The sequence below is a fragment of the Sorangium sp. So ce117 genome (assembly GCF_051524395.1).
GTDB lineage: Bacteria > Myxococcota_A > Polyangia > Polyangiales > Polyangiaceae > Sorangium > Sorangium cellulosum_B.
Map to the genome: position 1 here is coordinate 6,558,080 of NZ_CP150309.1, position 12,883 is coordinate 6,570,962.

10 protein-coding genes are annotated in these 12,883 nt (G+C 74.5%); 4 read left to right on the top strand and 6 right to left on the bottom strand.

Going from position 1 to position 12,883, the window contains the following annotated elements:
• Positions 1 to 494: 494 nt before the first annotated feature.
• From lon to WMF46_RS24525, 4 genes are all read right to left on the bottom strand, one after another.
• Positions 495 to 2,894 (bottom strand): endopeptidase La, encoded by a 2,400-nt coding sequence (lon, locus tag WMF46_RS24510; RefSeq protein ID WP_437987795.1) that lies wholly within the window; start codon positions 2,892 to 2,894, stop codon positions 495 to 497.
• 238 nt (positions 2,895 to 3,132) lie between these two features.
• Positions 3,133 to 4,914 carry an LA_2272 family surface repeat-containing protein gene (locus WMF46_RS24515; RefSeq protein WP_437987796.1) on the bottom strand — a complete coding sequence of 594 codons (1,782 nt, stop codon included), beginning with the start codon at positions 4,912 to 4,914 and terminating at the stop codon, positions 3,133 to 3,135.
• A 49-nt stretch (positions 4,915 to 4,963) separates the two neighbouring features.
• Positions 4,964 to 5,842, bottom strand: coding sequence for a tetratricopeptide repeat protein (locus tag WMF46_RS24520; protein WP_437987797.1), 879 nt, complete (start codon positions 5,840 to 5,842; stop codon positions 4,964 to 4,966).
• On the bottom strand, positions 5,839 to 6,441 hold the full coding sequence (locus tag WMF46_RS24525) for an RNA polymerase sigma factor (RefSeq protein WP_437987798.1): 603 nt from the start codon (positions 6,439 to 6,441) through the stop codon (positions 5,839 to 5,841). Before WMF46_RS24525 ends, WMF46_RS24520 begins: the two co-directional genes overlap by 4 nt.
• Before the next feature lie 526 nt (positions 6,442 to 6,967).
• Between WMF46_RS24525 and WMF46_RS24530 the strand changes: the two genes are divergently transcribed.
• The gene (locus WMF46_RS24530) at positions 6,968 to 7,453 is read left to right on the top strand and encodes a hypothetical protein (protein WP_437987799.1); all 486 of its coding nucleotides are present in this window, start codon (positions 6,968 to 6,970) and stop codon (positions 7,451 to 7,453) included.
• 161 nt (positions 7,454 to 7,614) lie between these two features.
• Here WMF46_RS24530 and WMF46_RS24535 read toward each other — a convergent pair whose 3' ends face one another.
• Positions 7,615 to 8,316 carry a glutathione S-transferase family protein gene (locus tag WMF46_RS24535; protein ID WP_437987800.1) on the bottom strand — a complete coding sequence of 234 codons (702 nt, stop codon included), beginning with the start codon at positions 8,314 to 8,316 and terminating at the stop codon, positions 7,615 to 7,617.
• Between the two features lie 18 nt (positions 8,317 to 8,334).
• Here WMF46_RS24535 and gcvA point away from each other — a divergent pair, with 18 nt between their 5' ends.
• The gene (gene gcvA / locus WMF46_RS24540; protein WP_437987801.1) at positions 8,335 to 9,270 is read left to right on the top strand and encodes a transcriptional regulator GcvA; all 936 of its coding nucleotides are present in this window, start codon (positions 8,335 to 8,337) and stop codon (positions 9,268 to 9,270) included.
• Positions 9,271 to 9,280: 10 nt separating this feature from the next.
• On the opposite strand, the gene WMF46_RS24545 is transcribed toward gcvA, so the two are convergent.
• Positions 9,281 to 9,904, bottom strand: coding sequence for a TetR/AcrR family transcriptional regulator (locus WMF46_RS24545; protein ID WP_437987802.1), 624 nt, complete (start codon positions 9,902 to 9,904; stop codon positions 9,281 to 9,283).
• Positions 9,905 to 10,208: 304 nt separating this feature from the next.
• Here WMF46_RS24545 and WMF46_RS24550 point away from each other — a divergent pair, with 304 nt between their 5' ends.
• Together WMF46_RS24550 and WMF46_RS24555 are read left to right on the top strand one after the other, a co-directional pair.
• Positions 10,209 to 11,699 (top strand): serine/threonine-protein kinase, encoded by a 1,491-nt coding sequence (locus WMF46_RS24550; RefSeq protein WP_437987803.1) that lies wholly within the window; start codon positions 10,209 to 10,211, stop codon positions 11,697 to 11,699.
• A 10-nt stretch (positions 11,700 to 11,709) separates the two neighbouring features.
• Positions 11,710 to 12,819, top strand: coding sequence for a hypothetical protein (locus WMF46_RS24555; protein WP_437987804.1), 1,110 nt, complete (start codon positions 11,710 to 11,712; stop codon positions 12,817 to 12,819).
• Positions 12,820 to 12,883 lie beyond the last annotated feature (64 nt).

Here is a 12,883-nt window from a genome sequence, read left to right on the forward strand (position 1 = left end):
TCGACCGGCCTGGGATCAGCGGGCGTGGCCTCGACGGGCGCCGGGTCGGCTGGCGCCGCGGCGCTGCCCCGGCGCTTCGGGCAAAGCCTCCGCTGGGCGTTGCGGAACGAGGCCGCGCACGGGCCTGGTGCTGCCTGTCGAGGAGCTGGATGGCGCCGCGGAGCAGCGCGCGCCGCTCGGTGCCGTGCGCCTTGCTGGCGAGCAAGACAACGTGAGCGCCGGCGGGGGGCTGTGCGCGGCGGCGCGCGGGTGGGCGCGGCGAGCACCGAACGAGGTGCCATAAGCTCTCAGGAGGCTCCACGTCCCAGGCGCGCCTTGTGTGGCGCGCGACGAAACGTCTCAGAAGGCATGGCCCGAAGTGAGACATGCCGGGCGGTGGCTCATGCGCAAGCTCTCCCGCCCCGGTCTTGGCGGATGGCCGAGCGCCCACCCGCGCGCCGCCGCGCACAGCCCCCCGCCGGCGCGGCGGCTCGGCTCAGCCCCTCTCCCCTCCCCTACGCGGCCGCCGCCGGCTCCCCCGCCGCCGCGCCGGTCACGCCGCCCGTGCCCGCCGCCTCGATGGGCGCCTCCTCCAGCGCCGCCGCGATCACCTGGCTCATGTCCTCGACGAAGATGAGCTCCAGCTCGGCCCGCACCTCCTTCGGGATCTCCTCGGCGTCACGCGCGTTCTTCTGCGGCAGGACGACCCGCTTGATCCCGGCGCGGTGCGCCGCGAGCACCTTGGACTTGATCCCGCCGACCGGCAGCACCCGCCCGCGCAGCGTGCACTCGCCCGTCATCGCCGTGTCCGAGCGCACGCGCCGCGCGGAGAGGAGCGACGTCAGCGCCGTGAACATCGTCACGCCCGCGGACGGCCCGTCCTTGGGCACGCCGCCCGCAGGGACGTGGATGTGCAGGTCCTCCGCCTCGAGCTTCGCCGTGTCGACGCCGAGCTCGATGGCGTGGCTGCGCACGTAGGTGAGCGCCGCCTTCGCCGACTCCTTCATCACGTCGCCGAGCTGACCCGTGATCTCGACCCTCCCCTTCCCCGGCATCCGCGACGTCTCGATGAACAGGATGTCCCCGCCCACCGGCGTCCAGGCGAGCCCGGTCGCGACGCCAGCGACGCTCGTCCGCTCCGCCACGTCGCTGAAGAACCGGACCTTGCCAAGGTACGTCCCGAGATCGCTCGCCTCGACCACCACGCGCGGCGCCTTGCCGTCCGCCGCGCGGGCGATCTCCAGCGCGACCGCCCGGCAGAGCTTCTTGATCTCCCGACCGAGCTGCCGCACCCCGGCCTCGCGCGTGTAGTCGCGCACGATCGCCGCGAGCGCCTCGTCCGTGATCGACAGCGACCCCGGGTCGATCGCGTGCTCCTTGAGCTGCTTCGGGACGAGGTGCGACCGCGCGATCGCGATCTTCTCGTCCGGCGTGTAGCCGGCCAGCTCGATGACCTCGAGCCGGTCCCGGAGCGGCGCCGAGAGCGCGCCGAGATCGTTCACCGTGCAGAGGAAGACGACCTCCGACAGATCGAACGGGAGCTCCAGGTAGTGGTCGACGAACGTCCGGTTCTGCTCCGGATCGAGCACCTCCAGCAGCGCCGCCTCGGGCGAGCCCCGCCACCCGGCGCCGAGCTTGTCGACCTCGTCGAGGAGCACGATCGGGTTCTTCACCTTGGCCTTCTTCAGCGCGTGCACGATCCGGCCGGGCAGCGCGCCGACGTACGTCCTCCGGTGGCCGCGCAGCTCCGCCTCGTCGTGCACGCCGCCGAGCGAGATGCGCACGAACGGGCGGCCCGTGGCGTCGGCGATCGACTGGCCGAGCGAGGTCTTGCCCACGCCGGGCGGTCCCGCGAAGCACAGGATCGTCGCGCGCGCCTTCCCGGTCAGCTTGAGCACCGCCATGTGCTCCAGGATGCGGCGCTTCACGTCGTCGAGGCCGCGGTGATCCTCGTCGAGCTTCGCCTTCACCGCGTCGAGGTCGTCCTTCACCTCTGCCCTCGCGCTCCACGGCAGGTCCGCGATCCACTCGAGGTACGTGCGGATCACGTTGTGCTCCGCGCTCTGCGGGCCGACCGACTCGAGCCGGCGGAGCTCCCGATCGGCGACGGCGCGCGCCTCCTCGGGGAGCCCGGCCTCGTCGAGGCGCCGCCGGAGGGCCGACAGCTCGTCCTCGCCCTCCTCGCCGCCCGCGAGCTCCTTCTGGATGGCCCGGAGCTGCTCGCGGAGGATCACCTCGCGCTGGCCCTTGCCGAGCTCGCGCCGCACGTCGCCGTCGATCTTCTTCTTCAGGTCCGCCAGCGCGGACGCCTCGGCGAGCAGGCCGGCGACCCGCTGGAGCCGCGGCACCACGCGGAGCTCGGAGAGCACTTCCATCTCCTTCTCGGTGGGCAGGCCGAGCGCACCGGCGACCTGATCCGCGAAGACGCCAGGCTCCGCCCGGCTCGTGGCGGCGATCTCGGCGAGGTTGGTCCCCGTCTTCGGGCCGACCTCGCGGGCGCGCTCGCGCAGCGACGCCGCGAGCAGGCGCGCCTCCTCGGCGTCGCCGAGGAACTCGGGCGCGAGGGTGCCCTCGGCCCGCCACGTCGGCTCGGTCTCGACCAGGGCCGAGAGCGCGAAGCGATCGAGCCCCTCGATCACCAGCCGGTAGCCGTTCGAGACGCGCGAGATGTCGACGACCCGCGCGAACGTGCCGATGTCGTGGAGGTCCTCGCGCCGCGGATCCTCGCGCTTCGGATCGCGCTGCGCGATGACGCCGATCACGTCGCCGGCGTGGACGGCGTTGAGCAGCGCCACCGAGCGGGGGCGCCCCACCGGGAGCGTCAGCACGGTGCCGGGAAAGAGGACGCCGGTGCGGAGCGGGAGCAGGGGAAAGGGGGAACGAGGCGCGCTGGCGCCGCTGCGAAGCTGGCTCATGCGAACTCCTGTGGCAGCGGTCGGCTCGCGCCATCCCTGCCGGATCGGTCGAAGGTCAGGTGGACTGCGTGGACAGCGCGCTGCTCCTCCGCCCGTGAGGGCGGCGCAGCGCGCGGATGGGCTCACGTAGACCGCCGCGAGCAACCGCTCGGGCGAGCTCCATGAATCGATGAACGAAAAGTAAATTCGTTCACGCATCCGTCAACCCGCCCCCCCCCCGGCGAGCGCGACGGCCGGATCAGAACGCCTGTACGCCGAGCACGAGGCCGGGCCAGGCGCGCTTGGTGCTGGTGGCGTCGGAGCCGAGGGGGGTGCTGCCGTAGGGGCTCAGGCGGGCGTCCGCCGGGGTGTCGCCGAACGAGACGTTGAAGCTGGGGCCCCCGAAGATCGCGAGCTCCGGGAAGAGGCGGAAGCCGAGGAGCGCGCGCGCCTGCGCGATCGTGGCCGCGGACTCGAGCGTCGAGGGCTCGTGGAGCGTGTACCCGAGCACGTCGAGGTCGACATAGGCGCGCTGGTGGATGGAGAAGCGGCCGCCCAGGCCGAGCGCGGAGACCAGGAGAGGGCGATTGCCGATCGTGCGAAGGCCGATCCCGTAGATGTTGTGGAAGTGGTCGCTCCCGTGCTTGACGCCGGCCACCACGATGCCGGACTCGAGCCCCCAGACGTCCACGTGGAGGCGGCCCTTGCGGATGAAGTTGAACAACCCGAGCGAGAACGGCGAGTCGTCGGCGTAGTTGACGAGGCCGATCTGCGCGCCCCCCACCTTGCCGGTGGCGATGTTGAGGAGCCCGATCTGCACGTCCGTCGACTCGCCCGCGGCCACGTTGGTCAGGCCGGCTTGCAGGTCGGCCGACCCGCCGGCGGCGACGTTCACCAGGCTGAGCTGCACGTCCGTCGCCTCGCCCACGGCGACGTTGGCCATGCCGATCTGGACGTCGGTCGCCTTGCTCACCGCGACGTTGGCCACGCCGATCTGAAGATCCATCGACGCTCCCACGGCGAGGTTGGCCATGCCCACCTGGGCTCCGTCGACCTGGCCGGCGGCGTTGAGCACGCCGACCTGTGCGCCCGCGACCTGGCCGGCGGCGGCGTTGATCGCGCCGATCTGCGCGCCCCGGAGCGAGCCGACGACGTTGACGCCGCTCGTGACCTGCACGCCGCGCGCCGGACCGAACACGAGGTTGGCCACGCTCGAGAGCTGCGCCCCGCACAGGAACGCCGAGGAGATGCTGGCGCCCGCGCTGAGCTCGATGCCCGTGGTGCCCGCCGTGTATCCGGCGACGAGGTTCAGCGAGTAGTGGCGGACCACGTTCGTGCCGGTGGAGGTCGAGGAGCCGACGAGGGGGAGGACGTCGGCGCCGAAGAGGACGATCGTCGCGCCGGGGGACGCGCACGGAGGCGGCTCCGGTGGCGCGGGGGCGGGGCGCGCGGCCTTCGCGGGGCGCGCGGCGCGGGGAGGTGGCGCCGGCCTGCCGGCGGCGGGGGGCGCCGCGGGCGCCGGCTGCGCCGCCGCCGGCGCCTCGGGCGGGCGCTTGCCGAGCGCCGCGGCGAGCTCCGCGGCCTCGTCCCGGACGAGGTTGCCCGCGAGCAAGGCGATCGCCTCGGCGGCGCGGTCGGGATCCTCGGGGACGTCGATGGTGCGCTCGATGCGGCGGCCGTCCGAGGCGCGGTACGTCAGCGTGACGCGGCCGTCGGGCTCGCCGCGAAGGACCAGCGTGGAGCGCCCGGCGATCGCCGCGGGGGCCAGCGTCACGCCGCCGCCGAGCTCGCGGCCGATGGCCGCGCTCACCGCGTCGGGATCGAGCGTCCACGGCGCGCCGTCGATGACGAGATCGACGCCGGCGGCGCTCGGCTCCTCGGCGAGGACGCCCGCGGGAGGCGCGGAGATCACAGCGAACGCGGCCGCCGCCGCGAGGGCGCGCAGCAGGACGCCCGCGCGGAGGCGCGCGCCGAGCCCCAGGGAACGGCGCGGCGAGACCCTCGGAGCCGCGGGGAGAGGGGCGGTGTCGGGTGTGTTCATCGACCGTGCTGTGCCCGCTCGCCGCGCGTTCGTTCACGCGCCGCGACGCTCACTCGTCCGCGACGCTGAGCGCGTCGAGCAGCGAGCGCGACTCGTCCTTTCGGTAGCCGCCGAAGGCGCCCTGCGCGAACGGATCGAGCGCCCGCCGCGCCTCGTCCTTGCGGCCGAGGCGAACGAGGCAGAGAGCGCGGTTGTACTGGGCCTCCACCGCGAAGCGGCCGCGCGGAGCGGCGGCCAGGTACGCGTCCCACGCGTCGAGCGCGGCCGCCGGGTTGCGCTCGACGAAGTGAGCCCGGTGCGCCGCCTGATAGAGCGCGTCCGCGTCGGGGCCGGCCGGCGGACGCTCGATGGCCTGCGGATCACCCGCGGCCGGCCGCGGCGCGGTCGGCAGGCGCGCGGCGCGCGGCGCGACGGCCGCGACCGGGCGCGAGGCAGACCGGACCGGCGCGACCGCCAGCACCGGCGCGCGCGGCGGCGCGGGTGCGATCGGCGGATCCGCGATCGGCGCAGGCATCGGCGGCGGCTCCGGCGCGACCGCCTCTGCGCTCGCCTCGGCCTCGGGCGGCGCGCTCGCCTCGGCCTCGGGCGGCGCGGGCGCCTCGGCCGCGTGCCGCGGCCCGGACAGCGCGCGCTGCGGCGGCGGCGCGGGCGGCATGGTGGGCGCCTCGGAGACGCGCAGCCCGAGCCGCGACGCAAGGTCGTCCCAGCCGCCGGGAAACCAGCGCGCGGCCGAGGCCCACGCGACCGATCCGACGAGCACGGCGGCCAGCGGGACCACCACGCGGACCATCGCGAGGCGGCGGGCGCGCTGGGCCTTCAGGCTCCTCATCACGCGGGCGCGCGTCTCGTCGCGGCGGGCGCGCGACGCGTCTGCCTCCGAGCGCAGCGCGCGCGCGGCCTCGCTGAGCACGTCGTCCTTCTCCTTCACGGCGCCCTCTCTTCCAGCAGCGTCCGGAGCTTCTGCTTGGCGTGGAACAGCCGCGTGCGCACGGTGGCCTCGGGCACGCCCATGATCTCGGACGCCTCGCGCGCGCTGCGCTCCTCGACCTCGCAGAGCACGAACGCCACGCGCTGCGCCGTCGGCAGCGCGTCGAGGGCGCAGTTCAGGGCCTGGGCGAGCGCGGCGCGGCCGGCTTCCCGCTCGGGGCTCGACGCGTGCTCCTCGTCCGGCTCGAGGGCGAGCCGCTCCATGGCTGCGCGGCGCCGCGCCGCCGAGCGGAGGTGGTGGCGGGCGTGGTTGACCGCGATCGCGATGAGGAACGTCTTGAGCGACGAGCCGCCGCGGAACCGCTGCGCGGCCTGGGGCAGGCTGATGAAGACGTCGTGGGCCAGGTCCTCGGCGGACGCGTCGTCGCCGGTGAGGCGGCGGGCGAACCCGCGCACCGCGCCGTAGTGCCTGTCGTACGCCTCGCCGACCGCCGCGGCGTCCCCGCGCCGCAGCCGCTCGACGAGCTCCTCCTCCGCGTCCTGCGCGCGCTCGGCGCCGCGGGAGAAGAAGAACGGCATGAGGAGCGCCATGGTCTTCATCGGGCGCCACCTCTCCCCGGCGCGCGGGGGCTCGGCGTCGCCGGACGGCTGTGCCCCCGGAAAACCCGCTGCTCGATCCGTCCCATCTCGGTCCATCCCTGCGCCATCATCGTTACACCCGAACGCGCTCGGCGGCGTTGCCCGTGTGCCATCAACAAGCGTCGGAGAGCCCGGGTCGGCGTGAGGCACACCCCGTCGTGCCCGGCGTGGAGAAGAGCGTTCATGGTCGGCGCGTCGGTTTCGTGCCCGGAGGGGTCGGGAACGTTCAACCCCGGTCGGCGAAATCGACCGCCGGGGATCCGGACGGCTGAAATCGACGGCCAGGGGGCGCGATCGAGCGCTGCGGTCCACCCCGCCGCCCGGGAGCTCCGGACCGGCGGCCGTCGAGATCGTGCGCAGGCGCGCGACCCGTTGAACGGAGCGCGTGGCAGCGGGCACGCAGCTCCGAGTGGGCAGAGGGCGCCGCGCCGACGAGCCGCGCCGCTGCCCTGGATCCATCGCTGATCAGGAGTGAGGATATATGAACATGCGCACGGCCTTCGAGTGGGGTCTCGGTCTCTCTTTGTCCGTCTTCTCGATGACGACGGTCGGTTGTTACATCGAGACCGGCGAGGAATGCGACTGGGACGATGACTGTATCGACGCGCCCGACGCTCCCGACTTCGAGCGCCCGGATCCGGACGAGGACACCGAGGAACCCGACGGTGAGGACGGTGCGAGCAGCAGCGGTGGCGAGAGCAGCGCGAGCAGCGGCGGCGAGAGCAGCGCGAGCGGCGGCGGCGAGAGCTCACCAGGAACCCCCGGCGCCTGCGAGGCGTCTTGCGACTGCCCGAGCGGCGACGTGTGCGTCGAGGGGACCTGCAAGACGCCGTGCGCGGCCTCGTGCGAGTGCGCCGAGGGCGAGTCGTGCGAGGGTGGCTATTGCGCGCCCCCGCCGGAGCCGGCCATCTCCTGCGAGGTGGACTGCGATTGCCCGAGCGGCAGCGAGTGCGTCGAGGGCGCCTGCACCTGAGTCGCGGGGCGCTCCCCGGGCGCGCGGAGCCCTGATCTCGAAGCGCGCCCCATCGTGCGTCTCGTGGAGTTCCGCGCTCTCATCCCCACAGCCCGACTCTCGATCGCCGAACTGGTGAATTCCGCGAAGCGGGGCAAGGAGCGGGGCGGGGGAGCCCTGGCTCACCGCGACGGGATGAGCCGCTCGAGCCGGGAAATGTACCCCGGCAGCTCCGCCGCCAGCGCCCCGGGCAGCGCCCGGTCCGCTTCGAACAACATCGCCAGGTTGCCGTAAAGCGCCGCGTCCGCGAGGCTCGGGGCCTCGCCGAACAGGAACGGCGATCGCTTCAGCGTCCGGACGGTCGGCGCGAGCAGGGTTTTCGCGCGCTCGATCAGCGCCGGGGTGTCGCGCTCCCACTGCTCGATACAGCCAGCGCCGAACTTGCGCTCCTTGATCAGCGTGTACAAGGCGCGCTGACCCGGCCGCTCCCAGGCGTCGCGGATGCGCGGCGACGCGATTCGAAACAGCACGTCCTCCAGCGGTCCGTCGCAGAAGTCTGCGTAGGCCCAGACCGGGCCCTCGAGGACGTCGAGCGTCAAGCGCCGGGCGGCAGGGTCCTCGAGCAGGAGCTCGCAGATCCGCCGCGACTCGACCGTCACCCGGCCGTCGTCGGCGACCAGCACCGGAACGTAGATGTAGCCGCCGGTCACGCGGGCCAGCTCGTCGCGATCGTCGTACGGCACCTCGACCAGCTCGTACGGGCGGCCCAGCAGGTCGAGCAGCATCTGAACTTTGCGGGCGAAGGGGCTATATCGGAGTCGGTAGAGCTTCATGACTCCCGGGATACCGCGGCGCGCCTGGACGAGCGAACGAATGTTTTCCATGGTACATGAGAAATTCTCATGACCAGCCCCGCCCCGGGGGATCACCCTCCGCCGCTGCCGTCGCTCACCGCCCTGCAGGCGTTCGAGGCCGCGGCGCGCCATTCGAGCGTCACCCGCGCGGCGCGCGAGCTGGGCGTGACCCAGGCCGCCGTCAGCCACCAGATCCGCGCCCTCGAGGACACCCTGGAGACGGCGCTGTTTCGGCGCTCGCCGCACGGCATCAGCCTGACGGAGGACGGCGAGCGCTGGGCTGCGGAGCTGGGCGTCGTGTTCGCCAGGCTGCGCGAGGCGAACGCCCGCCTGCGGCGGCCCGCGGCGGACGCGCGGCCCGCCGTGTCGGTCAGCGTCACGCCGTCGTTCGGGGCGCGCTGGCTCGTGCCGCGGCTCGGGCAGTTCCTTGTGAGCCACCCGGAGGTGGACGTGCGCATCTCCGCCACCGAGCGCCTCATCGATCTCGCGAGAGAGCCGGTGGACATCGGCATCCGTTATGGCCTCGGCAGCTACCCGGGCCTGATCACCGTCAAGCTGGCGGACGACGCCCTGATCGTGGCCGCCGCGCCGAGCGTCGCGAGCAAGCGCGCGCGCTGGCGTGTCGAGGACCTGAGCCACGAGGTGTTGCTCGGGGACGACCACCCCGACGCCTGGGGCCGCTGGTTTCGCGAGCGCTCGCGCCGCCTGCCAGCGCGGGTGCGCCAGAGCCAGCTCACCGACTCGTCGATGCTTGTGGACGCGGCGGTGCGCGGTCAGGGGGTGGCGCTCGCGCGCTGGTCGCTCGCGGCCGCCGAGCTCGATCTCGGCCGCCTGGTGCTGCTCTTTCGCAGGCTCCCGGCGCTGCCGACGGGCCTCGCTTACTACCTCGTGAGCACGCGCGCGAGCCTGCGGCGAAAGCCGGTTGCCGCCTTCAGGGACTGGGTCGTATCCGAGTCCGCGAGCCTGCGCAGGCCCGGAGGCTGACGGCGCGGCGTCAGCCCCCCGGCTCGCGGGCGGGCCCGCGGCCGACGAGGCCGTAAAGGACGATCCGGTGGACCGCGGACAGCATCGCCTCGACCTCTTCGCGGGAGCCCTGGAACAGCCACGGAGGAGCGAAGCTCGCATAGGCGCGCAGGAGGGCGCGCGCGGTGAGCTCGGGGTCGGCGGCGTCGAGCTCGCCGGCGCCGGCGCCGCGCGCGACGAGATCGCGGAGGAGCGCGCGCTCCTCGTCGAGGAAGCGGGCGTGGGCGGCCTTCACGGCGCGGCTCTGGCAATGCACGAGATCGCACGCGTGCGCGCCCGAGCCGGCGAGCTCCAGGAAAGCGCGCGCGCGGGCGTCGAACACCGCCCGGAGCCGGTCGCAAAAGGGCACGTCGTCCCGGGCCGCGGCGGCGCGCATCGCGGCCATGACGGCGCGGTGCTCGCCCTGGGAGAGCTCCTCGACGATGGCGTCCTTCGAGGCGAACTCCAGGTACACGGCGCCGACCGCGATCTCGGCCTCGCGCGCGATATCGGCGACGGTTGTCTTGGCAGGCCCGTACCGGCGGAGGAGCCGCTCTGTCGCCTCGAGGATCCGCTGGCGCCGCTCAGTGGCGCCGCCGGGGTAACCGTGCTCCATGAGGTGAGCGATGTTCTCCCGGATTCACGGCCGGGGGAAGCGTCCTGGCGGGCGGCCGGCAGGGACCACGGGGACGCCACGGCGCGCGGGCACGGGCGCGGCGCGCTGGCATGGATGGGCGCGGCGGCGCGCTGGCGATGGCACGAACCCGACGGCGCGCGGGCCGCGCCGGCGCGACGGGGCCCAGCCCCGAGATTGATCGCCGTACGCCCGGCGGCTATCGTGGGCTGGCTTTGCACCGGATTTTCCGCGAAGATCGCGCTGTTCACGGGATCCGCGGTCCGGCGTGCGAGGGGACCGAGCCATGACGAGCACCGCGCCGACACACGACGAAGCCGAAGGGCTGGTGCGACCGGGGCAGGTCATCGCCGAGAAGTACCGCGTCGAGCGGGTGATCGGCGCCGGCGGGATGGGCGTCGTCGTCGCCGCGACCCACCTCCAGCTGGAGGAGCGGGTCGCGATCAAGCTCCTCCTGCCCGAGGCGGCGAAGTCGCGCACGCTCGCCGAGCGCTTCGTGCGCGAGGCGCGCGCCGCGGTGAAGGTCAAGAGCGAGCACGTGGCGCGCGTGACCGACGTCGGGACGCTCGACTCCGGCACGCCGTACATGGTGATGGAGTACCTGTCGGGCAGCGACCTCGCCGACGCGCTCCGCGCGGGCGGGCCGATGACCCCGCAGGCCGCCGTCGAGTACGTCCTCCAGGCCTGCGAGGCGCTCGCCGAGGCCCACGCCGCGGGCATCATCCACCGCGACCTCAAGCCGGCGAACCTGTTCCTCACCCGGCGCGCGGACAGCTCCCCGTGCGTGAAGGTGCTCGACTTCGGGATCTCGAAGGTGGCGACCGGCGGCTCCGACCCGCGCATCACCGACACGAAGGCCATCATGGGGTCGCCGCTCTACATGTCGCCCGAGCAGCTCAAGTCCTCGCGCGACGTCGACGCGCGCACCGACATCTGGTCGCTCGGCGTCATCCTGTTCGAGCTGCTCACCGGCGCGCCGCCGTTCGACGGCGCGACGATGCCGCAGCTCTGCGTGGCGATCATGCAGGGGATCCCGAGCCCCCTCGCCGCGTTCCGCTCCGACGTGCCCCCGGCGCTCGAGGCGGTGATCCGCAGGTGCCTGGAGAAGCTGCCGGAGCAGCGGTTCCGCCACATCGGGGAGCTGGCCGAGGCGCTCGCGCCGTTCGCGACCGGGCGGGCCCGGCTCTCGGTCGACCGGATCAGCGGGATCTCGCGGAGCTCGGGGCCCCCGCGGCCGGAGCTCCCTTCGGCGAGCGGGGTGACCACCTCGCCGACCGTGGTGAACACGTCGCTGAACACCTCGCCGACGTGGAGCGGGACGGTCGTGACGCGGAAGCGGCCGGTGGGGCTCGCCGTCGCGGCCGGCGCCTTCGTGTCGCTGATCGCCGCGCTCGCGATCTTCGCGTTCCTGACGTCCCGCTCGCGCGGCGACGGCGCGGCGACCGAGCCGGCCGCCAGCGCCTCGGCCGCGCCGTCGCCGGCGGACGCCGCGGCACAGCCGCCGACCGCGCCCGCGTCGCTCTCGCCGGCCGTCACGCCCGGCGGCGCCGAGGCCCCCGCGCCGGTGGACGACCGCACGGCGGCGCCGGGCCCGGCCGAGATCGCCCCTGCGCCCCCCGCGGCGCCGGCCAGCGGCAAGCCCGCGGCGCCGCGCCGGCCGAGCGCCGCACCACGACCCCCGGCCGCCACGCATGCCACGCAGGCTCCGGCCACCCGGCCGCCCGCCGCCCCGGCCGCTGCGCCGCCCGGCGGCAACCTGTTCGACGATCGCAAGTGAGGACACCACCATGACGAGCCTGCCCGTGAAGCACCTCGGGCGCCTGCTGGCGCTCGCGATGTTCCTTGCCGCCCTCCTCTCGGGCGGCCGCGACGCGAGGGCCGACACGGCGGCCGCGCAGGCCCTGTTCGACGCGGCCAAGCAGCTGATGGCCCAGGGCAAATACGCCGACGCGTGCCCCAAGCTCGAGGAGAGCCAGCGGCTCGACCCGGGGATCGGCACGCAGTTCAACCTCGCGGCCTGCTACGAGCAGCTCGGCCGGACGGCGAGCGCCTGGTCGATGTTCCTCGAGGTGGCCGGCGCGTCGAGGGCCGCCGGCCAGCTGGAGCGCGAGAAGGTCGCGCGGCAGCGCGCCGCCGCGCTCGAGCCACGGCTCATCCGGCTGACGATCACGGCGCCGACCGACTCCCCGGCCGACCTCCAGGTGAAGCGCGACGGCGCCCTCGTGGGGCGCGCGCAGTGGGGCACGCCGGTGCCCGTGGATCCCGGGAAGCACACGGTCGAGGCCTCCGCCGCCGGCCGAGCGCCGTTCGCGAGATCCATGGAGCTCACCCGGGCGGGCGCCTCGGAGACGCTGGCCATCCCGCCGCTGCCCGCGGGCGCGCCGGCGCGCGACGCCGCGCTCCCGCCGAGCGGCCCCGCAGCGCCTGCGGGCGCCGCCGCGCCCCCTCCGGGCGGCCCCGCCGCGCCGCGAGCGAGCGGCGCCCCGTTCGCGCCGGTCGCCGCGCACGCGCCGGCGCCCCCGGCTGCGCCGCTGACCAAGCGCCGCAGCAAGGGGATGATGGTCACCGGCATCGTCCTGACGAGCCTCGGCACGATCGCCCTCCTCGGAGGGGGCCTGGTGATCGCCTCCACCCCCTCGTGCTCCGGCGACAGCTGCGGGTACGACTCCAGCGACCCGTTCGCCGACGACACCGGCTACGAGGAGGACGGCTCGGAAGGCGCCGGGGTCGGGCTCGTCGTCGGCGGGCTCGTCCTCGCCGGCGTCGGCATCCCGCTCGCCATCATCGGGGGCCGCAAGGTGCCGGTGCAGCCCGAGAAGCAGGCTGCCTCCACGCCGGCGCCGCCGCCCGAGCTCGTCATCGGCCCGCGCTACGCCGGGCTCCGCTGGTCCATGTGAGCGCCGGCGCGGCGCTGCGCCGGCCCGGCGCGCGCGGCGGTGCGCCGCCGCGGCGCGCGGCGAG

Excerpts from the sequence above, each read along its gene's own strand:
- lon (WP_437987795.1), bottom strand. The coding sequence starts at position 2,894 with ATGAGCCAGCTTCGCAGCGGCGCCAGCGCGCCTCGTTCCCCCTTTCCC.
- WMF46_RS24515 (WP_437987796.1), bottom strand. The coding sequence starts at position 4,914 with ATGAACACACCCGACACCGCCCCTCTCCCCGCGGCTCCGAGGGTCTCG.
- WMF46_RS24525 (WP_437987798.1), bottom strand. The coding sequence starts at position 6,441 with ATGAAGACCATGGCGCTCCTCATGCCGTTCTTCTTCTCCCGCGGCGCC.
- WMF46_RS24530 (WP_437987799.1), top strand. The coding sequence starts at position 6,968 with ATGCGCACGGCCTTCGAGTGGGGTCTCGGTCTCTCTTTGTCCGTCTTC.
- WMF46_RS24535 (WP_437987800.1), bottom strand. The coding sequence starts at position 8,316 with ATGGAAAACATTCGTTCGCTCGTCCAGGCGCGCCGCGGTATCCCGGGA.
- gcvA (WP_437987801.1), top strand. The coding sequence starts at position 8,335 with ATGACCAGCCCCGCCCCGGGGGATCACCCTCCGCCGCTGCCGTCGCTC.
- WMF46_RS24545 (WP_437987802.1), bottom strand. The coding sequence starts at position 9,904 with ATGGAGCACGGTTACCCCGGCGGCGCCACTGAGCGGCGCCAGCGGATC.
- WMF46_RS24550 (WP_437987803.1), top strand. The coding sequence starts at position 10,209 with ATGACGAGCACCGCGCCGACACACGACGAAGCCGAAGGGCTGGTGCGA.
- WMF46_RS24555 (WP_437987804.1), top strand. The coding sequence starts at position 11,710 with ATGACGAGCCTGCCCGTGAAGCACCTCGGGCGCCTGCTGGCGCTCGCG.